This window comes from Desulfovibrio fairfieldensis (assembly GCF_001553605.1).
Taxonomy (GTDB): Bacteria; Desulfobacterota; Desulfovibrionia; order Desulfovibrionales; family Desulfovibrionaceae; genus Desulfovibrio; species Desulfovibrio fairfieldensis.
In genome coordinates, this window is record NZ_CP014229.1 from 3,282,027 (window position 1) to 3,301,993 (window position 19,967).

Here is a 19,967-nt window from a genome sequence, read left to right on the forward strand (position 1 = left end):
CCGCCGGGGGCAAGGGCGGGGACTTGCCGGATGCGGACCGGACACGTATGCTTTGCCGCATTGAGGTATGTCATGAAGACGTCTCCCGACCATTCCTCCCGAGATTTCAGAGGGTCTTCCCAACCGGATGCCGGTGCGGAAAAGACCGCCGACGCCCAGGCCGCACCCGGCGGGACGACGCGCGGCCGCGTCCGGCCCTGGTATGCCGGAGAGCATAAAGATACGCTGTTTTATCTGCTGATCGCCGTGCTTTTCGTGGAGATGATCGTGGGCGGCGTGTCTTTTTTCTACGGTCTGGTGCATGCCGCGCCCGAGGCGCCCGGCGGGCCGCCGGTGGCCCGCTTTCCCTGGCTGATCTGGGCGCTGGCCGCTGTGCTCGCGCCGGTGGCCCTTTTGCTGGTGGTGCACCTCACGGGCCGCTGGCTTTCCCATACGCTGGAAGGGGAGCAGGACGGCGCGGACAGTGCCGCGGTGCCTGAACGCCTGCAGCGTTTTTACGCCATGGTGCGCAACGCGCCCACGGTTGTGCTGTTGTTGGGCATTCTTCTGCTGGGCGCGGGGCTCTTCTTTGTGGACGGGGCTTTTTCCGCCCTGGTCCGGCTGGGCGGCGCGCTGACGGCCTATATTCCCTGGATCGTGGGCAGCGCTACGGCTCTGCTGGCCGTCTGTTTCCTGGGGCACCGCTGGTTCGTCTACCGCCAGCGCCGCATGGAGCAGGAATACGCTTTCCGCCGGGAAGTGCTGGAGCGCACCGGCATTGTGCTGGTGGACAAAGGCTGCGTTCCCCTGCCGCGGAGCGAGGAACAGCGCGTCATGCTGGTGGAGGCGGAACATGTGAAAGCTCTGCCGCCGGTGCTGGATATGGGCGGCGCGGAACCGGGTGCGGAATCGGATGGCGTCTCGGAACCGCCGGTTCCGGGCGACGCGCGGGACGGGCCGGACCAGAAGTAGCCCGGGACGTGCGCCGGGCTTTTTTTGAGAAAAACACAGCGGACCGGAGGGAAGGATGCAACAGTGCACCTTGTATATGACGCTGGCCTCCAGAGATGATTTTTTTCCTCTTCTGGCCAGGCTGCTTTCCGGCTGGTCCCTTGAAAATCGCGGTGACACGCTTATTGCCGCAAGGCGGAAGCTGCTGTCCCGGCGACATATAGCCTTTCATCTGAAGTCGCGTGATGCGGACGGCGGGTCTTTTACAGAAATGATGCAGGGCATGCATGACTTCTTCGCCGCCATTCCCACGGACAAGGAAAGTCTGAAACAATCCCTGCTGGCTCAGATCAAGGTTTTCACGCTCTGTGTAGGCGTAGTGGCGGACAAGGATATGGACGACGCCACCTTCGGGGCCGTCATGACTGTCGCGGGCGAAGGGCACGGGCTGATTTTTCTGCCCCCGGCCGATCTGTATACCGCTGATGGCGCGACAGTCTTCAACGCCGACGGGGAATCGGATTTCGACTCCTGGACCGTCACCGCGCCCGCGGCCCTGCTTGTTCCGCCCAAGGCCACGGCATCGGGCGAAGCGCGCAAGGAGCGCAGCAACAAGTGCCTGGCTGCGGAGGGCGTGCCCGTCTGCGCCGCCCTGCCGCCCATTGTGGGCGATGCGGCCTATCTGCCGCGTTCCGTGGAGGAGGTGGCGCAGCGCACGCTGGGCATCCTCCTCACTTCGGTGTTTGCGGAGCTTGTTTCCAGTCGGGGCGTGGAGGCCGCGCGCGCGAGTATTGCGGATTTGCTTGAGCAGTACAGCGCCCGGGATTTTCTCAGCCCCGGGGAGCGGGCTTTCATCAGCGGCCCGGCCCCGGAGGGGAAGAGTCTCGCCGACTTCACCTGGCGCTATGAATGCGCCTGGGTCGGCCTGTGGGCCCTCGGTCTCGTGGATACGCTGGCCTATCCGAGGGCTGTCTGTGATGTCGGGGGCATGGCCGCCATGGTGCGTGGTTGCGGCGATTATCCGGGTTTTTTGCGGTCCTGCCGCCTGCGCGCGCCGTCGCGGATTCTGGACGAGGCGGACCGCATCTACCGCTATGACTGGGCCTGCGCGGACGCGCGGGTCAACGGCCGGGACGCTCCGGCCGGGCTTGATCCCGGCGTGGTCGTGGAACGGCACAGAATGTTCAACTGGCTCATCCGCTACATGGACGCCGCCTGGGATGACGTGCGTACGGACACGTAGCGTGGCGTCCCCTTTTTCCGGGATCAGGCGTTCTTCGCCAGGGCCAGTTCCGCCAGCGCGTTGACGCAGGCGGCGGCCACGGCCGAACCTCCCTTGCGGCCCAGCAAAGTGAAATGCGGCCAGGGGCTTTGCCGCAACAGTTCCTTGGACTGGGCCGCGTTCACAAATCCCACAGGCATGCCCACAACCAGGGCGGGCGCGGGCGCGCCTTGGTTCAGCGCCTCCAACAGGGCCAGCAGGGCCGTGGGCGCATTGCCGATGACCATGATCTGCCCGGCCAGCCTGTCCGCGATCATCTCGATTCCCGCGCGGGAACGCGTGACGCCCCGGCGGCGGGAGATCTCTTCCAGTCCCGGCAGTCCCATGAGCGGCGTCACCGTGACGCCCAGAGGGGTCAGGCGGCGCAGAGGCAGCCCGGCGGCGGCCATGCGCGTGTCCGTATAGACCGTGCAGCCCCGGCGCAAAGCCGCCACGCCCGCCGCAAGGCCGTCCCGGCTCAAGCGCAAATCCGCAACGATCTCCGTATCGCCCAAGGTGTGCACGCAACGCCGGGCCACCTCCCAGAGCCCGCCGCTGAAGGGACGCGGTTCGGGAATTTCCGCGTCGATAATGGCAAAGGAGCGGGCTTCAATTTCCTGCGGCGTGCAGGCCGGGTCCAGTTCTACGGTAGGCATATGTTCCTCTCAGGGCTTACCGGCTAGAATGCCGGACGCGGGCAGGGCGGCGAGCCAGGCCCGCCAGAAGTTCCGCGCGCCTTCCGGGTAGAGATGCAGCCAGGAACCGGCCACACAACCCCGGCGGCAGCCTTCCGGTCCCAGGGGCGCGCCCTTGCTGTCGCTCAGCTGCCAGAGGGGCGCGCAGCCGGGCGGCAGTTCCGTTTGAGTCAGGCGGCCATAGTGAAACTCATGGCCGCGCACCCGTATGATGCCGGCCGGGATATCGACATTGGCGGGCCAGCCGGGCAGGGTCTGGGCCGCACGGTAACCCAGCGCCGCCAGCCGGTCGCCCATGCGGCAATCCAGCGGCAGCAGGCCGCTCATGGCGTGGCCTTGTCCCTCCAGACGCAGTTCGCGCATCAGGTAGATGTAGCCCCCGCATTCGCCGTAGATGGGCAGGCCTTGGGCCGCCATGTCTCGCAGGGCCGCGCGCATGGCGGTATTGGCGGCCAGCTGGGCGGCATGCAGCTCGGGGTAGCCGCCGGGAAAATAGAGTCCGCAACAGCCTGGCGGCGGCGCGGCATCACTGAGCGGCGAGAAAAAAGCCAGGTCCGCGCCCAGTTCCTGCAGCAGGGCGGGCAGATCCGCATAGCAGAAGCTGAAGGCCGCGTCTCGTGCCACGCCCAGCAGAGGCCGGACTTGTCGTGCGGCAGGGCCCGCGTTTTTCCCGGCGCGGACGCGGGGCGGAAAAAAGCGGGCTGCTGCGGCCGTTGTGCTCCCAGCGGCGGAAACGGTCGATGGCGTTGTTTGGAGGGCGGTTTGGGGCCTGTTGCCCAAGGGCGCGCCCAGGCTACACAATAGCTCGTCCAGATCGCAATGCGTTTCCAGCCAGGCGGCCAGCGCGCCCCGGTCCAGGCCGGACAGGGATTCGCGCGCCTCCACCAGGCCCAGATGGCGGGATTCCAGCCTCGGCGCGCCGTCGCGCGGTAAAAGGCCCAGCAGGGGCACATCCGTATCCGCAACCAATGGGGCCAGGGCCTGGCGTAGAATTTCCCTGTGCTTTTCGCTGCCCGCGTGGGTGCAGATCATTCCGGCAAAGGCGGGTTGTCCCGTGCCTGCGCTCCAGGCCGGGCGATGGCGCAGAAAGCCTTCCGCCAGGGCGGCCACGGACTGGCCCAGGCCGTGGGCATTGAGCACCAGCAGCACGGGCAGGCCCAGCAGGGCCGCCAACTGGGCCGTGCAGCCGGAGCCTCCAGCGCCGCCGTCGTAGAGGCCCATGGCCCCCTCCACCAGCAGAATATCCGGGGCCCGGCCGTCCATTCCGGGGGCCCGCATGCGGGCAAAGATCCGGGCCAGCCCCTGGGGGATGCGGCGCAACGGCTCTCCCGCGCGGTTCGGCCGGGACGCGCGGCACATCCAGACGTCCAGGTTGGCGGCGGGCGCGCCGGTCAACGCGGCGTGAAAGGCGGTGTCGATGAAGTCCGGGCCGGTCTTGGCGGCATGGACCCGCAGGCCCCTGGCCTGCAGGGCGCAGAGCAGGGCCAGGGTGGTGACGGTTTTACCGGCGTTGCTGCCGGTTCCGCCCACGATGAGGCCGGGAACGCGGTTCGGGGCGGAGCGGATCATGCAAGAGCCTTGACTGCGGGGCGGACCCGTCTAGAACAGATTGCCTTTGAGAATCGACATTCTCGAAGTTGACGCTGCCTTCAGCCTGTTGTTGTCGTCATCCGTAGCGCCGCTGTCCTTGCGGCAGCCGTTGGCCGAAGGCCTTGCCTTAGCCGTTGGCGACAAAGGAACCGTACGGAGAAGGACAGCAACGCTCGCTTTGCTCGCGAACGGCTAAAGGCGCCTTGGCTTCCGGCGCGGGCGTCTACTTTCACCGCCGCCGGAGGGCCTCGGCGATAATCGCCGCATCCTCCTCGGGCCGCGCCTTGACGCCCAGTTCATTGTTGCCGCCGGAGCAGATGAAGCCGTCGGGCCCCAGTTCCAGCACGCCGCAGGAGAGTACCTGGCCGTAGGGCAACTGTTCGCGCATGTCGCCGTGGTCCACCCGGCGCGGAAAGATAAAGGGCACGGCCTGGCCGGAAAAGTCTTCCACAATAAGATAGTTCATACGGCCTCCTGGCGTTGCGTTACGCCCACCTTAACGCCCGCCGCGCCGGTTTTGCAAATACTGGCGCACGGCGCGATTGTGTTCCGTGAGTGTGGTGGAAAAGACGTGCTCGCCGCCGTCAGTCTTGGCCACAAAGTACAGAAAATCGTGGGCTTCCGGATTGACGGCCGAGGCCAGGGCCGCCGTGCCGAAGGAGCAGATGGGCCCCGGCGGCAGGCCGGGCCGCTGATAGGTATTGTAAGGGTTGTTCGGATCGTCCAGGTCTTTGCGGCGCAGATTGCCGTCAAAGGCCGGTCCCATGCCGTAGATCACCGTGGGATCGGCCTGGAGCAGCATCTGCCGGGCCAGGCGGTTCCGGTACACCCCGGCCACACGGGGCCGCTCCGCGTCGATGGCGGTTTCCTTTTCCACCACGGAGGCCAGAATCACCCATTTTTTGAGATCGTCGGGCTTGGGCCTGGCCTTGCCGGGCCAGACGGCGGCGGTTTTGCGCCAGAAATTGTCCACCATGCGGCCCGCCACGGCGCGGGCCTGGGCCTTGAACTGCGCGTCGTCCGGCTCGTCGGTTTTTTTGAGCAGATAGGTGTCGGGCATCAGAAAACCCTCGGCCGTGGCAAAGGGAATGCCGTAATGGCGCAGAAAATCCGGGTCCGTGACCACGTCCCGGAAATCCGCGAAGCGGACCAGCCCGGCCTCTTCCAGCAGGCGGCCGGTCTGCCACCATGTCAGACCTTCGGGCACCGTGATACGGAAAAGCACGGGCTTGCCGTTGACCAGGGCGTCCAAGACCTGCTCGGGCGTCCAGCCGCTGTTCAGGGCGAAGCGCCCGGCCTGGAGACGGTTTTCCCATTGTTTGTAGCGGGCCAGCAGGCTGAACTTGCGGGCATCGGTAACCAGGCCCTTTTCGGCCAGAGCGGCGGAAACCTGCCCCAGGCGCGCGCCGGGCGTCACGTCGAAAAAGATTTCGCGGCCCGGCGTTTCGGGCGCGCTGTTCAGAAAGACCTGGGCTTCGTACCACAGCCAGCCGCAGGCCGCCAGGGCGAGCACAAACAGCAGGCCCACTATGCGCAGCATGGTTTTCATGCCGGTCTCCGTTGTTCGGGGGGCAGCGCCAGAAAAGAAGCGAGGATGCGCACCGCCGCCTGCTGGTCCAGCACGGCCTTGCGTTTGCGGGCCGTGAGCCCGGCGTCGCGCAGGTCGGACCAAGCCTCTTCGGAACTCAGCAGCTCGGGCATGTAAAAGACTGGCAGGTCCACCCGGCGTTTGAGGCGCTCGGTAACATTGCGCACCTGGCGGGTGGTCAGGCTGTCCGTGCCGTCGTCCAGCAGGGGCAGGCCCATGACCACGGCTTCTGCCTCTTCCGCAGTGATTCTGGCGGCCAGGGCCGCCAGGAAGTCCTTACGGTTTGGGTATTCCTCAAGGCGCAGGGTGACCAGGGGAAAGGCCAGCCGCCCTTCCGGGTCGGACACGGCCAGACCCGTGCGGGCCAGACCGTAATCGATGCCCACGTATTTCAAGCGCGTAATGCCCCGTTTTTCCCCGCGCCTGCGGCGGGGAGGTCTTAGAGCAATTTCACTTTGAACTTTATAAAATTTCAAAGTGAATCTGCTCCGGGAAGCGCTGATTAATGAGGGGTTTTGTTCTCTGCCGAGGCAGGCGGCAACAAGGCCATTAATCAGTGTTCCCTTTGGATTACAATAAGCCCAGGAGGGACAGAAGCCCTCTGGCGCTGCCGCTGACCAGCGGCCCCAGCACGTAGCCCAGGGCTCCGGTGAACAGCAGCAGCAAAAGAATGATAAAACCGTAGCGCTCCATGCTCAGGTAGCGCCAGGCCGTTTCGCCGGGCAGAAAATAGGCCACAACCTTGCTGCCGTCCAGCGGCGGAATAGGCACCAGATTGAGCCAGCCCAGGCCGAAATTGATCACCACGCCGGCCTGGAGGGAAGACAGGACGAAAATGTAGAAGTTGTGCTGTTGCCAGGCGTCAAAGGGGAAAAAGGCCAGCACCAGGCGCAGGGTCACGCCGAAAAGCACGGCCAGCAGGAAGTTCGTCAGCGGCCCGGCCAGAGCCACCAGCATCATGTCCCTGGCGGGATGGCGGAAATAGCGCGCGTTTACGGGCACGGGCTTGGCCCAGCCGAAAACAAACGCGCCGGAAAGGCTGGTCAGGCCGAAGACCAGCAGCCCCATGGGATCAATATGCGGCAGGGGGTTCAGGGTCAGGCGGCCCATGAGGCGGGCCGTGGGGTCACCGCAGCGTTCGGCCACCCAGCCGTGGGCCACTTCGTGCAGGATGATGCCCAGCAGCGCGGGCACCAGGGCGATGGCCAGCGTGTGGAGAGCTTGGGAAAAATCAATATTAAGCATGCTTGGCGGGTATCATGTTCGAGCCTGAATGTCGATACGGGGTCGCGAAGGCGTCGGGCGTGGCAGCCTGCCAGCCGTTGCTTTGCGTTCCGACCGCAGGGGGCCGTTCGCGGCATTGCCGTGATACGATGGCGGCCGTTTAGAGCCGCTCACGCACGAAATGCGCCAACCGCTTTAGGGCGCGTTAACACTACGTTCTTTCGCCCGCTGGCGTCGTCGAACTTCACCTTTTATTCCGGTCACGTACCGTAAGAGTACGCTCCCTTCATAAAAGGGTCGTTTTCCTAGCCAGCGAACAAAATCCCAGTAGTGTTAACGCGCCCTGGTTGCCGTTGCGCGCGGACGTAACGCACAGTGCAATCGCCGCAGGCGTATTTTCCCCGGACGGCCTGAAACAGGAGCGAGCCGCGCCGGACATGCCCGGCATCCGGCCTGACGCTTTGCTGACGCCGCTCGCGCTACGTCTTGCACGCACAGCGTGTTCTTTTCAACCAGGAGTGAGCGATGAAGATATTTTCCTGCGCGCTTGCGGCACGGGAGCGTTTGGCGACTCTGGCCCTGAACCTGGGACGGCAGACCCTGGAAGGGATGGCCCCTTCTCTGCGCCCGGCCCTTCTGCTGGATCGCTTTGGGCGGGCGGAGGCCTTTATGGGACAGTGGGCACGCGCGCCGCGCAGCGTGGGAGCGCTTTGCCCCAGCGGCGTCCATCTGGCCCGGCGCATGGCCGCCATGCTGCCGCCTGGCGACGGCCTGGTGGTGGAACTGGGCGCGGGCACCGGCGCGGTGACTCGGGCGCTGCGGGCCTGTGTGGCTCCCGAGCGCCTGCTCGTGCTGGAACGTCTGCCCGCGTTCTGCCGCGTCCTGCGGAACCGTTTTCCCGAACTGACCGTCATCCGGGGCGACGCGACGCGCTTGGCCGATTATCTGCCCGCAAACCGGCCCGTGGCTGCCGTGGTCTCCTCCTTGCCCCTGCTCAGCCTGCCCGCGCCCGTGCAACAGGCCATTGTGGAGCAGATGCGCGCGGCCACGGCCCGCAGCGGCTGCATCATCCAGTTCACCTATGCGCTCTGGGGCTGTTCGCCCCTGGTCCGCGCGGGCTGCCGCCGCGAAAAACGCGGTTTGGTCCTGCGCAACCTGCCGCCCGCCAAGGTGGAGCGCTTCCGTTCTTTCTAGGGGCTGCTTCTGACCGGAGCATTTTAATTTTGAAAGGCTCTAACGAGGCTGCGAGAGCAGTATCACGCTACGAAGCCGTAGCGCAATTTATTTGCTCTGTTGCCTCTCCCGTTAGCGAGTCTTCGAGCGTTACGGGCGAGAACAGCATAGCTAAGCGGCGGAATAATCGTGTCTTTAACTTTGGAATGCGCAGCATTTCAAAGTTAATCTGCTCCATGTTTTTTTGCTTTCCGGTTGCGTCAACCTGCGTTTTTCACTCAAGTCGAGTACCGTAAGAGTACATTCCCTTCGTAAAAAGCTTGTTTTTATTGCCGGAAAGACAAAACTCCTCAATTGGGAAACACCCCCTATGCGCTCTCAAATTTAGCAATCAGACGCCAGGAAGCGCGTAACCGCAATGCGGAAATGAAAGGGGCCGGAACCGCACAGCGGTTCCGGCCCCTTTCCCACACGCGCGCATGCGTCGATGCTAGAACTCGATCACGCGGATCTCGCCGCGCGACTCGTTGGCTTTTTTGCGGAAACTCTGCCGCCGGTCCTCGCCGTCCAGCAGCCCGGCCAGCCATTCGGCCACATGCAGCACGGGCCGCTTGTCGTGCATTTTGATCAGGCTGCGGGCAATGCCGATCTTGCAAGAGGGGCAGCCCACCACCACCGGCCCGTCATAACCGTCCGCAAAGGCTTGTCCCAGGCGGTCCTGCTTGCGCGAGCGCAGCAGATTGTAGATCTGCGGCGAGGTCATGGCGCCCATGCCCGATTCGCCGCAGCAGCCGGGATTGAGGCTGACCGTCAGGCCGCTGAAGTCGCCGAGGGCTTTGACCAACTGCTTCTGGCCCTTGATTTTGTGCACGTCGGCCCATTCGCAGTGGCAGGCCCCGTGGTAGATCAGATTCTTACCCTCGGGCGCGGCCTGTACGGCATTTTTGTCCAGCAGGGGCAGCACGAGCTGGCTCACGTCCCGCCGCAGCAGGTCCGGGAACTGCTCTTCCAGGTGCAGGCGTTCCAGGCCGTCCCGGCAGGAACCGCAGGCCGAAACCAGGTATTTGCAGTCAAAGCCCTGCTTGGCCAGATTGCGCAGCATGGCCGCCAGATACTGGCGGTTCTGGGCCAGATTGTCCTCAAAGGCCGTATCCATGCCCGCCGCCAGCAAGGGATAGCCGCAGCAGAGGTGCCGGGGCGGCACGGCCACGGCAAAACCGGCCTTGAGCAGGAGCATGATGGAGGACAGGCCGATGCGGTCGTAGAACAGCGCGCCGCCGCAACCCGGAAAGTAGAGGACGCAGGGCATGCCGGGTTGCGGCTCCGCCGGGGCGAAGACCGAGCCCCGATGCAGCTTGAGGGCCTCGTAGAGGTTGGTATAGCCCATCTTGGGCCCGCGCCCGGAAAAGAGCGGGCTCTGCATGCGTCGCTTCCACATCTCCGGCACGAAGCCCAGGAATTTGTTCTGCATCTTCTGGCCCAGGGAGGCCATCTTGGCGGCCTTGGGCACCCGGTGCGGAATGTCGCGCACCAGCCACTCCAGGGTGCGTTCCTTGATGGGATGCCCGCCCGCGCCCTCGTGTTCCAGCAGGGCGCGCAGGGTCAGGGCCACCTCGCCGGAGGGGATCTTCACCGGGCAGTTGGCCATGCAGCGGCCGCAGGCCGTGCAGTGCTCCACCAGGTCGCGCAGCCATTTGAGCAGGCGCTCGTCAATGCGGCCCTTGTTGACCTGGGAGTAATAGACCGCCTCCAGCAGCATGCCCAGCACCATGTTTTTGTTGCGCGGGTGGTACTGCATGGAGCGCTCGGGATAGCACATGGAGCAGACCTGCTTGCACTTGCCGCAGCGGGTGCAGATCTGGATGGCCGTGAGCAGGCTGATGAGCTTTTCCTTGTCCGGCAGGCCGCTGGCATGGATGTCGTTGATCAGGCGGTTGAAAGAAAAGGTGAAGGGCCGCACCGGCAGCTCGCGGTGCACCAGCTTGGCCGGGTTCATGACGTCGCGGGGGTCCACACGCTCCTTGAAGGCGCGCAGGGCGTCCATTTTGTCCTTGCCGAAAAAGGCGATCTTGGTGATGCCGATGCCGTGCTCGCCCGAAACTTCGCCGCCCATTTCCTGGCATTCGGCCATGACCCGGGCCGCTGTTTCCTCGGCTTCCTCCAGCATGTGGGCGTCATTGGAGTTGACCGGGATGTTCACGTGGCAGTTGCCGTCGCCCGCGTGCATGTGGCTGGCAACCACAATGCGGCTGGCCTCCATGTAGGCCCGGATTTTGGCGATCTTCTTGGCCAGGTGAGGATATTTTTCCGCCAGTTGGTCCAGAAAGGCTTCGGCCCGCGCGCCCATTTCAATGTCCGAGACATCCGCGGCCGACACGTCGCCGGACGCGGCCTTGGAGGCTTGGGAGAACTCGCGGTTGAAGTCCTTGTCCTCCATGGGGAAGCCGGGCAGGCGGCCTACTTCCTGCAAGGCATGGCGGTAAGACGCGGCCGTGCACTCCAGGTTGAGCTGCTCCAGGAAAAGCGCGAAATCCGGAATGCGCTCCATGGGGATGACCACGTCCTCATTGAGCTTGAAGCCCGAGGTACGCTTGGCAATGGCCGACAGGCGGTGGCGGTCCTCCCAGAAACGTTCGGCCTCCTTGTCGTCCCCGGCCACGATGATGTCCACATTCTCCTGCTGTTCCACCACGCTGACGATGTCGCCCACGCATTTGTCCAGCAGATAGGGGTCGTCGCCGTCGGCCTGTAGGATGATCACAGAAATGGGAAGCCCGTCGTATTTTTCGGACTTGCGCTTGTATTCGATGGCCTGGACGTACTTGGCGTTGAATTCTTCCAGGGCCGAAAGGTGGGCGTAGTCGCCCTCCTGGCGGATGCGGTTGCGCAGGGCCACCAGCTCGCGCACCACCACGGCCGCGGGGTGCATGGAGCGGCCGAAAAATTCCAGGACCATGACCCGCTTGTGCTGCGGCTTCTTGTGGATGATGAAACAGGCTTCGGTGATGATGCCGTCCACGCCTTCCTTCTGCATGCCGGGCAGGCCGCCCAGGGCCTTGTTGGTCACGTCCTTGCCCAGACCGGGCAGGCGGATTTCGTCGCCGCGCAGATGGACAACATTGCGCACGCCGCCGCTGACGTCCTTGACCACAAAGACGGCGGTTTCGTCGGGCAGGATCTTGTGACGGGGATGGTTCTCGCGCTCCACGGTGATGATTTCGCCCGTGGGCGTGACCATGCGCCACCAGAGCAGATTGTCCAGGGTGGTGCCGTATTCAAAGGCGCTGGGGCCGCCCGCGTTTTCCGAAACGTTGCCGCCGATGGACGAGGCCTGCTTGGAGGCGGGGTCCACGGAAAAAAGCGCGCCCGCCGCGTCCACCGCGTTAATCACTTCCTGGGTGATGGCCCCGGCCCGGCAGGTGACGGTCATTTCGTCCGGATCAATGGGCCCGATGCGGGTCAGGCGGGTCAGGCTGACGATGAGGGTGCGTTTGCGCGCGGGCACGGCCCCGCCGGTCATGCCCGAGCCGCCGCCGCGCGGGATCAGCGCGAACTTCATGTCGTTGGCCAGCTTGACCAGCTCGGCCACTTGCTCGGTATTGTCCGGCTCCACCACCAGCAGGGGCAGCTCCATGCGCAGGTCCGTGGCGTCGGTGGCCGTTTCCACCAGGGCCGAGGGCTCGATGAGAATGCATTCCTCGGGCAGGACGCGGCGCAGGGCGTCGATGAGCCTGTCCCGAAATTCGGCCTCCGCCTCATAGGCGGACCAGAACATGGTGATGCCCTCGCCGATGGCCGTGGCGTAATAGTGGGCCAGGGACACGGATTCCCGCTCGAAGCTCTCGCGCACGCTGCCGCGCACGGTGTCGGCGTCGATAAAGGGATTGTAGGCCACCAGGAAAAGTTCCTCGGCGATGGCGATGGCGAGATTGCGCACGGATTCAGGCCATTCCGCGAAGTCGTCGATATTGATCTTCAGGATGCGGTTGACCACATAGTCGGGCGAAATGGAAATATGCGGACCCTTATGGGGCATGATCTCTACCTCAATGTGCTGCGGATATGCTGTCGCAAGGTATGGGGGCTCGTGGGGGAAGCTCTTTTTCTACGTTTTCTGGGCACGGATGGCAAGCCGTGGGGGAGGGCGGTTCCGAGGGCGGCACCTGTCGCCCTTTGGGGAGGACGGGCTCGGGGGTTGTGGTTTGAATCCTGTCGCGTGTGTCCTGCGGGCATGGCGGTTTACGGGCTGCCGCCGAAAAGAGACATTCCCGCCTTTGACATTTGCGCCCGTCCGGCTATCTTCTGCCTGTCAGTACTCCTTCCTGAATAATAACGTCGCAACGCGCGCAGTACAGAGGCTTTATGCTGATTCACAAATTCCAGCCGCTCACCGATATACTCGACTGGCTGCATCATTTCTGGGAGCGCCCGTCCACCCAGCGGCGCATCGCCCTTTTTTTGCTCTGGTTTTATCTGGCCGCCCTGGCGGGCGTGGAGCTGAAACGTCTGGGCCTGTACCCGCTCTGGCTGCCCCAGCCGCCGGAAAGCCATTTTTACGCCATCCACCTGGCCTTCACCCTGATTCTGGCCATGGAGGTCATGAGCCTGATTTTCGTGATCCCTTCGTCCCTGTCCCAGTCCATGGGCAAGCAGTTCGAGATCCTGACCCTGATCCTGCTGCGCAATGCCTTTAAGGAACTGGCCGCCCTGCCGGAGCCGGTTTATGTCAATATCGACAATATCTGGCGGGTGGCGGAGATCGGCGTGTCCGGAGCCGGGGCGCTGTGCGTTTTTCTCTGCCTGGGCATGTACCGGCGCATCGCGCGGCGACAGCGCTTTATCCAGAATGCGGACATGCGCATGCGTTATGTCATGAGCAAAAAACTGCTGGCCCTGGCCCTGTTCGTGATCTTTTTCGCCATCGGCATGCACGACCTGGTGCTTCATTTGCAAACCGGCAAGGACCAGCATTTTTTTGAAACCATCTATACCGTGTTGATTTTCGCGGACATCGCCATGGTGCTCATCGCCCAGCGCTACATGCCCTTTTACCATGCGGTGTTCCGCAATTCGGGCTTTGTGATCGGTACCCTGCTCATGCGGCTTTCGCTATCGGCCCCGCCGCTCTGGAGCCCGGCCATCGGCCTGTTCGCCGCGCTTTTCGTCCTGGCTCTGACCTGGGGCACCAACCATTTCAGCCCCAATCTGGAACCGGAAAGCTAACCAGGCGGAAACTGAGGCCAAGATCGCTTTCGTCTCTGTCTTCACAGACACAAAAAAACCATCCGGCATAATATGCCGGATGGTTTTTTTGTCCGCCCTTGGGGGGTCAAGGATGTTTCCTGAATTTATCCCCCAGATGCGGATTGCCGCTGTGGCACGGGGCACAGTCCATCTTGCTTTTCTGGATGTCTGACTCCTTGCCCGCGGCATGGCAGGCAGCGCACTGGACAACGGCGGCCTGAACCGAAAAAGCGCCTTTATATGCCTTGCCCTGCGCTATTTTGGCGTTCAGGATTTCAATGGCCTTGCGGGACACGTCCACGGTCAGGCGGGCGCAGCGCTCGCCCAGCTCATTGCTGTCGGCCTTCTTGTTGAAGCCGTGGCACCATTTGGAGACGGAAACATGGCAGAGCACGGAACCGGGCGCGTTGGCCGGAAGCGGCCCCACAAAGGCCCTGGCTGCGGAACCCGGATCATAGACGGGCAGTTGCGCGCTTTCATACCAGCGGAAGAGCTCGTTGACCATGGGGGAGCATTCTTCCCGGTTCCAGAACAGGGCAAAAGCCGCGGCCGCGCCGTAGAGCGCGCCGCAAATGGTGCCCCAACCGATGATCCCGCCCTCGTTGACGGCCAGCATGGAAAAAGGAAATTGATCGTACGGCGCGCCGTATTTTTCGGCCATCATGCCAACAATACTGTAAAAAGCGCCGTAGCCGCAGGCATTCAGGTTATGCCAGAAGCCGTCGTAGGCCACGGGCGCGCATTCGTCGGGGTCCAGTTTGCGCGGCGTCCAGCTGAAGTCGCCGCCCTGTTGTGAAAAGCGCGTAAAGCGCCGCGTTTCGGCAGCGCCGGAGCCTGTTCCGGCCCGGGCCAGGCTTCCCGTCAATCCGGCCACGGCGCCGCCGATGGCCAGTCCACCCAATCCTCCCAGTAAAGCGCGTCTGTCCGGCAACATGGGCCAAGCCTCCTTGTGGTCTCAGGGCTGCGTTGTTTCCGTGGCGAGCATCTCTTCCAGAATTTCACAGGTCGCGGCCACCATGGGAGCGCAGACCGCGGCGAACAGGCCCTTTTGCATTGCAACGGCCATGTCCTCAGGGCGGGAGATGTCCGCGCCCAGGATTTCCTTGCAGATCAGGCTGTGCTGCTTTGCCAGAAAGCGCTCTTCAAAAACAGCCACCTGTTCCTGCAGCCGTCCCGCCGCCGTGGCGGCTGCCTCCTCGTTTTGCGGGCCGAATTGCAGGCCCAGCACCAGCAGGGCCCCGGTAACACAGCCGCAGGTTTCCGCATGGCCCATGCCGCTGCCGAAAGCGGCCCCCATGCCCAAGGCCTGCGCCCGGCTGATTCCCAGGCGGGGCGCAAAGCGTGCGCATATCTGTTGCGTACAGACGACCCGGCGGCCGAAGTTTCGCAAAATTGTGTCGGTATCCATGTGCCTTCCCTTTGTTGTGCTGAATGAACCTTTGAAAACGCGAAACTTTTCAAGAGTGACTTGGTCTGGAACGGGACGCGCCGCGCAAAAAATTCAGGATGCGGCTTATGCTCGCCTGATGCTGTTCCAAGGTGTCCATCCAGCGCAGCAGGCAGGCCCGCCCCCGCTCGGTCAGAGAAAAGAGCCGTCGGCTTGCCGTGCGTCCCGGCTCCTGCGTGCCGTGCAGCAAGCCGTCGTGTTCCATTTGTTTCAGCAGGCGGTAGACCCCGGCAGGGTCGGGCGCGTTGCCCTGAAACTGGGGCATGGCCTCCAGCCGCTGGAGCAGCAGGTAACCGTGCAGCGGGCCATCAGCCAGCAAGCCAAGCAGAATGGGGTGAACAAAGCGGGGCAGGTTGCTCCCGGCACAGGGGCAATTCATAAAGGTCAGAAGTTCTTTCATGGGCATAATACTAGAGTTGGTCTATTATATTTGCAACCTAAATGCCGTCGCGCCGCCTGCGGGGGCAGGCGCTTCAGAGCATTTTAATATTGAAAGTATCTCAACGCGCGGTGCGGATTTTCCGTGAAAATCCGCACCGCGAAATTATCGCAAGGCGAATTTGCTTCGCCGTTAAGCGATAATTTCAAGCGCAAAATACTCTAAGCGGACGAAACGGCCAGTTGGGAGGCGGGGAGATGGGCTTGGGGGGGAGGAGAGGGAAAGGACGGGGCAACAGCGCATGGCTGGATGCGCATAAAAAAGCCGCTCCCAAGGGGAGCGGCGGAAAATCAGAATACGGAGGCGGTACTAGGCATTGGCGGCCTTGAGCATTTCCTCCACCATGGACAGGGTGGGGGTAGCGCCGGCTTCCAGGCCGCAGAGCCCGCGCACGGCCAGCATGAGCATATCGAATTGGAGAGCCATTTCGGTCACGCCGTTGTCAATGATGCAATTATCGCCGCGCACCGACAGGCGATAGGCATGGCGGCTGCGTTCCTGGCCGCTGGAGCGCACGATATAATAGACCTGTTCGTTGTTGTCCGTCACATAGAGCTTCTGGCGGGTGAGCATGCCGTGCTCCTCGTCGTACCAGGAGCACTCCGAAAAAAGGCGGCCGCGGAACTGAAGATCGCTGCCGTTGTCATGTTTCAGACAGATTTCTTCCATATTTTTCTGCACGTTCACTCCTTCCTCCGCGTGCTCTTGCCGGACGGAGACCGGACGCTGGCGGGTGTTATCTGGGGCAAGCTAGCATTGCAGGCAAAGCCTTGTCAATGATCGCAGCAACCAAACAGCAAAATCGCATGCCCCTCGCCGTCGTATTTTTATAACATGCTGCCATCAAAGATAAAATATGAAATTTATGTCTAGAAATAGTCTTGCGGTTCACCAAAAAAATTTGTGAAGAAGCCTGGATTGTGCATCGGCGCGCTCCATCCGCATCACGAGACGGGGATCCGGCCGCAGGCGCGCCACTGGCCGCATTTCGCCGTCATAGCCGCCGGATGTCCCTTACGGCGGGTTGCCGTTACCCTGTCCGGCGACGGACTTCGCATTGCGGTTTTAAAGTAGTACCTTTGAAGCCCTGCTTTAACTGTCAGAAAAGTAAGGAATGAAGCCGCGTTCAGTCCGTTGCGTTCTTTCGCGCGGCGCTCCGGGCGGCCCGTTTTCCGGCGAAGCGCGCATAGCAGCGGGCAACCGGCGAGGCCGGGTCCATCTTCGTCAGAAAAGAGCCGCTGGGTCGGGGCGGGGGAGCGTCGGGTCTGATTCGGGCTTCCGTCGAGGGCCGGGATTCGGCTGTGCGCAGCACGGTTTTGTTCAGCACCAGAGAGACTTTTATGCTCTTGAAAAAAGGGCTTTCCATAAAGGCGTTGACCCGTTCCAGGATTTCCCCGCTCATCAGGTGCAGCTCCTGCATAAGCATGGCGTCTTCCGCGCCGATCAGCAGAATATCCTTATGGTGGCCCAAGGGGAGTGCCAGAGGGGCCAGTTCCGGCCCCATGATCGGTTCCCAGTTCTGCCAGAGCAGACTCAGGCGGGCGCGTTCCGGACCGCCGCCCAGCGAGGCCAGCAGGGCGGACAGCACGTCCCCGGCTTGTGCCGGGCCGCTGTTTTTGCGCCGTGGGCGAGGCTTGTGCCGCGTCCAGTTCCGCTGGCGCTGATTCTGCGTTTCTCGCTCCATGCTGCGATTATCCTGCCGCCACAAGGCGGTCTGCTTGACTATATCCGGATATACTGATATTAATATCAACCTAATTTGATTTATACAGGGAAAAAGGCGTTCCATGGCATTGCTGCATTTCAAGGCCCTCTCCGATGAAACCCGGCTGCGGCTTGTGCACATTTTGCTGCATTACGAGCTCTCGGTCAACGAGCTGGTGAGCATTCTGGGTATGGGCCAGTCGCGGGTTTCCCGACATCTGAAAATCCTGACCGAGGCAGGTCTGCTGACTTCGCGCCGGGACGGGTTGTGGGTGTTTTATGCCGCGCCGCGCGCCGGTGAGGAGCGCGAGTTTCTGCGGGCGGTCATGCCCTTTGTGCCCGCCGACGCCGTCATGCGCGCGGATTTGTCCATGGCGGCCCAGATTCTTGAAGAGCGAGCCCGCAAGACCCGCCAGTTTTTCAATGCCATTGCCGAAGACTGGGATGAACTCAACCGCGAGGTGCTCGGGGCATTCGACCTTCCTGAAGCCGTCTGCGCCGCCGTGCCCCAAGGTTGCGGCACGGCTGTGGATCTGGGCTGCGGCACGGGCGCGGTGCTCAGCCGCCTGTTGCCCCTGGCGCGCGGGGTCATCGGCGTGGACGGCTCGGCCCGCATGCTGGAACTCTGCCGCCGCCGCTTCAGCCAGGAGGACCTGGCCGAAGGCCGCGTCTCCCTGCGCATCGGCGAGCTCAGCCATCTGCCCTTGCGCGACCATGAGGCGGATTTCGCCTGCATCAACCTTGTGCTCCACCATTTGTCCGCGCCGGAGGAAGGCCTGCGCGAGATCCGCCGGATCATGGCCCCCGGCGGGCGTCTGTTCGTGGCGGATTTTCTGCGCCACAACGACGAAACCATGCGCAGCCGTTACGGCGACCGCTGGCTGGGCTTTGAGGAAAACGAATTGGCGACGGGTCTGGAGCAGGCCGGTTTTGCCGTTCTGGACAGCGCGCGGCAGCCCGTGGGACGGGGGCTTGCGCTGTTGCTGACGGGCGCGGAAGCCCGTTAAGAGTTGTTTCTAAATCGGGTTCTTTTGCCTTCCGGCTTCTTCAAACGTCGCTTTTCACTCTGGTCGAATACCATAAGAGTATACTCCCGCCGTAAAAAGCTCGTTTTCCTCGCTGGAAAGGCAAAACTTCCTAATTTAAAAACAGCTCCCAGAGCATCCTGATTTTTCAAATGCGCCTCACACGCCAAAAACTTCCAAGGAGAAGAGCGAAGATGACCAAAGCACTGGATTTAAGCCTGCCCCATAAAGTGGCGGATCTCAGCCAGGCCGATTTCGGCGGGAAGGAAATGCAGCTTTCCGAGCGGGAAATGCCCGGCCTTATGGAATGCATCAGAAAATACGGTTCCCAGAAGCCCCTGCAAGGCCTCAAGGTCATGGGCTCCCTGCACATGACCATCCAGACGGCCATGCTGATCAAAACCCTGCACGCCCTGGGTGCGGACATCCGCTGGGCCTCCTGCAACATTTTCTCCACCCAGGACCACGCGGCCGCAGCCGTCGTCGAGCAGGGCTTGGCCAAGGTCTTCGCCTGGAAGGGCGAAACTCTTGAGGACTACTGGTGGTGCACGGAAATGGCCCTGACCTGGCCCGACGGCTCCGGCCCGGATCTCATCGTGGACGACGGCGGCGACGCCACCCTGCTCATCCACAAGGGCGTGGAGGCCGAAAACGATCCCTCCATTCTGGAGCAGAAGACCGACAACAAGGAATTTCAATGCGTGCTGGATCGCCTGGCCCTGCGCCTCAAGGAAGATCCGCGGCATTGGCACAAGGTTGCCGCCGGGATGAAGGGCGTTTCTGAGGAAACTACCACCGGCGTGCACCGCCTCTATCAGCTGGAAAAGGAAGGCAAGCTGCTCTTCCCGGCCATCAACGTCAACGATTCGGTGACCAAATCCAAGTTCGACAACCTCTATGGCTGCCGCGAGTCCCTGGCCGACGGCATCAAGCGCGCCACGGACATTATGGTGGCCGGCAAGGTGGTGGTGATCTGCGGTTACGGCGACGTGGGCAAGGGCTGCGCCCAGTCCATGCGCGGCTTCGGCGCGCGCGTGCTGGTGACCGAGATCGACCCCATCTGCGCGCTCCAGGCCGCCATGGAAGGCTATGAAGTGACCACCGTGGAAGACGCCCTGCCCCTGGGCGACATCTATGTGACCTGCACCGGCAATTACCACGTGATCACCGGCGCGCACATGGAAGGCATGAAGGACGAGGCCATTGTCTGCAATATCGGCCACTTCGACAATGAAATCGACATGAACTACCTGGAAAACACGCCCGGCGTGAGCAGGCTGAACATCAAGCCCCAGGTGGACAAGTGGACTCTCAAGTCCGGCCGCAGCATTCTGATCCTGGCCGAAGGCCGCCTGGTCAATCTGGGCTGCGCCACGGGCCACGCCAGCTTTGTCATGTCCAACAGCTTCACCAACCAGACCCTGGCCCAGATCAAGCTGGCCAAGGAAAACCTGGAAAAGAAGGTCTACACCCTGCCCAAGGAACTGGACGAGGAAGTGGCCCGCCTGCACTTGGGCCGCCTGGGCGCCAAGCTGACCAAGCTCACCCCGGAACAGGCCGATTATATCGGCGTGCAGGTGGAAGGCCCGTACAAGGCCGAGATGTACAGGTATTGATTCCCGCCGGCCCGTATTTCAAGTGTAAAAA

Annotated in this window: 18 protein-coding genes; 6 read left to right on the top strand and 12 right to left on the bottom strand. The window is 62.8% G+C overall.

The annotated features are described in order from the left end of the window. Nucleotides 1-72: 72 nt before the first annotated feature. Nucleotides 73-951, top strand: coding sequence for a hypothetical protein (locus AXF13_RS13775; RefSeq protein ID WP_062254103.1), 879 nt, complete (start codon nucleotides 73-75; stop codon nucleotides 949-951). A 262-nt stretch (nucleotides 952-1,213) separates the two neighbouring features. Beyond that, nucleotides 1,214-2,173: a DUF4272 domain-containing protein gene (locus AXF13_RS13780; protein WP_223299929.1), complete on the top strand. Its 960-nt coding sequence runs from the start codon at nucleotides 1,214-1,216 to the stop codon at nucleotides 2,171-2,173. A 23-nt stretch (nucleotides 2,174-2,196) separates the two neighbouring features. Here AXF13_RS13780 and AXF13_RS13785 read toward each other — a convergent pair whose 3' ends face one another. From AXF13_RS13785 to AXF13_RS13810, 6 genes are all read right to left on the bottom strand, one after another. Beyond that, on the bottom strand, nucleotides 2,197-2,847 hold the full coding sequence (locus AXF13_RS13785; RefSeq protein ID WP_062254106.1) for a precorrin-8X methylmutase: 651 nt from the start codon (nucleotides 2,845-2,847) through the stop codon (nucleotides 2,197-2,199). 9 nt (nucleotides 2,848-2,856) lie between these two features. After that, on the bottom strand, nucleotides 2,857-4,455 hold the full coding sequence (locus AXF13_RS13790) for a cobyrinate a,c-diamide synthase (protein WP_062254108.1): 1,599 nt from the start codon (nucleotides 4,453-4,455) through the stop codon (nucleotides 2,857-2,859). A gap of 250 nt (nucleotides 4,456-4,705) precedes the next feature. Beyond that, nucleotides 4,706-4,942 (bottom strand): hypothetical protein, encoded by a 237-nt coding sequence (locus AXF13_RS13795; RefSeq protein WP_062254109.1) that lies wholly within the window; start codon nucleotides 4,940-4,942, stop codon nucleotides 4,706-4,708. Between the two features lie 30 nt (nucleotides 4,943-4,972). Continuing rightward, nucleotides 4,973-6,025 carry an endolytic transglycosylase MltG gene (gene mltG, locus AXF13_RS13800; RefSeq protein WP_062254112.1) on the bottom strand — a complete coding sequence of 351 codons (1,053 nt, stop codon included), beginning with the start codon at nucleotides 6,023-6,025 and terminating at the stop codon, nucleotides 4,973-4,975. Then, entirely contained in the window at nucleotides 6,022-6,459 is a 438-nt protein-coding gene (ruvX, locus tag AXF13_RS13805) for a Holliday junction resolvase RuvX (RefSeq protein WP_035073122.1), read from the bottom strand. Before ruvX ends, mltG begins: the two co-directional genes overlap by 4 nt. 175 nt (nucleotides 6,460-6,634) lie before the next feature. Then, a complete protein-coding gene (locus AXF13_RS13810; protein WP_062254113.1) occupies nucleotides 6,635-7,309 on the bottom strand; it encodes a site-2 protease family protein in 675 nt (224 codons plus the stop codon). Between the two features lie 504 nt (nucleotides 7,310-7,813). Here AXF13_RS13810 and AXF13_RS13815 point away from each other — a divergent pair. Continuing rightward, nucleotides 7,814-8,482: a class I SAM-dependent methyltransferase gene (locus AXF13_RS13815; RefSeq protein WP_062254114.1), complete on the top strand. Its 669-nt coding sequence runs from the start codon at nucleotides 7,814-7,816 to the stop codon at nucleotides 8,480-8,482. A gap of 469 nt (nucleotides 8,483-8,951) precedes the next feature. On the opposite strand, the gene AXF13_RS13820 is transcribed toward AXF13_RS13815, so the two are convergent. Continuing rightward, complete coding sequence (locus AXF13_RS13820) at nucleotides 8,952-12,497, bottom strand: FAD-binding and (Fe-S)-binding domain-containing protein (protein ID WP_062254116.1); 3,546 nt, start codon at nucleotides 12,495-12,497, stop codon at nucleotides 8,952-8,954. A 326-nt stretch (nucleotides 12,498-12,823) separates the two neighbouring features. On the opposite strand from AXF13_RS13820, the gene AXF13_RS13825 reads away from it, so the two are divergent. Next, a complete protein-coding gene (locus AXF13_RS13825) occupies nucleotides 12,824-13,684 on the top strand; it encodes a hypothetical protein (protein WP_008682983.1) in 861 nt (286 codons plus the stop codon). Between the two features lie 106 nt (nucleotides 13,685-13,790). On the opposite strand, the gene AXF13_RS13830 is transcribed toward AXF13_RS13825, so the two are convergent. From AXF13_RS13830 to AXF13_RS13850, 5 genes are all read right to left on the bottom strand, one after another. Then, nucleotides 13,791-14,639 (bottom strand): split-Soret cytochrome c, encoded by an 849-nt coding sequence (locus AXF13_RS13830; protein WP_062254118.1) that lies wholly within the window; start codon nucleotides 14,637-14,639, stop codon nucleotides 13,791-13,793. A 21-nt stretch (nucleotides 14,640-14,660) separates the two neighbouring features. Continuing rightward, nucleotides 14,661-15,113 carry a C-GCAxxG-C-C family protein gene (locus tag AXF13_RS13835; protein WP_062254120.1) on the bottom strand — a complete coding sequence of 151 codons (453 nt, stop codon included), beginning with the start codon at nucleotides 15,111-15,113 and terminating at the stop codon, nucleotides 14,661-14,663. A gap of 49 nt (nucleotides 15,114-15,162) precedes the next feature. Then, entirely contained in the window at nucleotides 15,163-15,552 is a 390-nt protein-coding gene (locus AXF13_RS13840) for a PadR family transcriptional regulator (RefSeq protein ID WP_223299930.1), read from the bottom strand. 348 nt (nucleotides 15,553-15,900) lie between these two features. Continuing rightward, nucleotides 15,901-16,272: a hypothetical protein gene (locus tag AXF13_RS13845; RefSeq protein WP_008682987.1), complete on the bottom strand. Its 372-nt coding sequence runs from the start codon at nucleotides 16,270-16,272 to the stop codon at nucleotides 15,901-15,903. Between the two features lie 445 nt (nucleotides 16,273-16,717). Further along, complete coding sequence (locus tag AXF13_RS13850; protein WP_062254124.1) at nucleotides 16,718-17,275, bottom strand: DciA family protein; 558 nt, start codon at nucleotides 17,273-17,275, stop codon at nucleotides 16,718-16,720. Nucleotides 17,276-17,378: 103 nt separating this feature from the next. Between AXF13_RS13850 and AXF13_RS13855 the strand changes: the two genes are divergently transcribed. Further along, nucleotides 17,379-18,302 (top strand): ArsR/SmtB family transcription factor, encoded by a 924-nt coding sequence (locus AXF13_RS13855; protein ID WP_062254125.1) that lies wholly within the window; start codon nucleotides 17,379-17,381, stop codon nucleotides 18,300-18,302. Nucleotides 18,303-18,514: 212 nt separating this feature from the next. Further along, a complete protein-coding gene (gene ahcY, locus AXF13_RS13860; protein ID WP_062254127.1) occupies nucleotides 18,515-19,936 on the top strand; it encodes an adenosylhomocysteinase in 1,422 nt (473 codons plus the stop codon). Nucleotides 19,937-19,967: the final 31 nt, after the last annotated feature.

What these genes read in the sequence shown, in the direction of transcription:
- AXF13_RS13775 (WP_062254103.1), top strand. Translation starts at nt 73, where the DNA reads ATGAAGACGTCTCCCGACCATTCCTCCCGAGATTTCAGAGGGTCTTCC.
- AXF13_RS13780 (WP_223299929.1), top strand. Translation starts at nt 1,214, where the DNA reads ATGCATGACTTCTTCGCCGCCATTCCCACGGACAAGGAAAGTCTGAAA.
- AXF13_RS13785 (WP_062254106.1), bottom strand. Translation starts at nt 2,847, where the DNA reads ATGCCTACCGTAGAACTGGACCCGGCCTGCACGCCGCAGGAAATTGAA.
- AXF13_RS13790 (WP_062254108.1), bottom strand. Translation starts at nt 4,455, where the DNA reads ATGATCCGCTCCGCCCCGAACCGCGTTCCCGGCCTCATCGTGGGCGGA.
- AXF13_RS13795 (WP_062254109.1), bottom strand. Translation starts at nt 4,942, where the DNA reads ATGAACTATCTTATTGTGGAAGACTTTTCCGGCCAGGCCGTGCCCTTT.
- mltG (WP_062254112.1), bottom strand. Translation starts at nt 6,025, where the DNA reads ATGAAAACCATGCTGCGCATAGTGGGCCTGCTGTTTGTGCTCGCCCTG.
- AXF13_RS13810 (WP_062254113.1), bottom strand. Translation starts at nt 7,309, where the DNA reads ATGCTTAATATTGATTTTTCCCAAGCTCTCCACACGCTGGCCATCGCC.
- AXF13_RS13815 (WP_062254114.1), top strand. Translation starts at nt 7,814, where the DNA reads ATGAAGATATTTTCCTGCGCGCTTGCGGCACGGGAGCGTTTGGCGACT.
- AXF13_RS13820 (WP_062254116.1), bottom strand. Translation starts at nt 12,497, where the DNA reads ATGCCCCATAAGGGTCCGCATATTTCCATTTCGCCCGACTATGTGGTC.
- AXF13_RS13825 (WP_008682983.1), top strand. Translation starts at nt 12,824, where the DNA reads ATGCTGATTCACAAATTCCAGCCGCTCACCGATATACTCGACTGGCTG.
- AXF13_RS13830 (WP_062254118.1), bottom strand. Translation starts at nt 14,639, where the DNA reads ATGTTGCCGGACAGACGCGCTTTACTGGGAGGATTGGGTGGACTGGCC.
- AXF13_RS13835 (WP_062254120.1), bottom strand. Translation starts at nt 15,113, where the DNA reads ATGGATACCGACACAATTTTGCGAAACTTCGGCCGCCGGGTCGTCTGT.
- AXF13_RS13840 (WP_223299930.1), bottom strand. Translation starts at nt 15,552, where the DNA reads ATGAAAGAACTTCTGACCTTTATGAATTGCCCCTGTGCCGGGAGCAAC.
- AXF13_RS13850 (WP_062254124.1), bottom strand. Translation starts at nt 17,275, where the DNA reads ATGGAGCGAGAAACGCAGAATCAGCGCCAGCGGAACTGGACGCGGCAC.
- AXF13_RS13855 (WP_062254125.1), top strand. Translation starts at nt 17,379, where the DNA reads ATGGCATTGCTGCATTTCAAGGCCCTCTCCGATGAAACCCGGCTGCGG.
- ahcY (WP_062254127.1), top strand. Translation starts at nt 18,515, where the DNA reads ATGACCAAAGCACTGGATTTAAGCCTGCCCCATAAAGTGGCGGATCTC.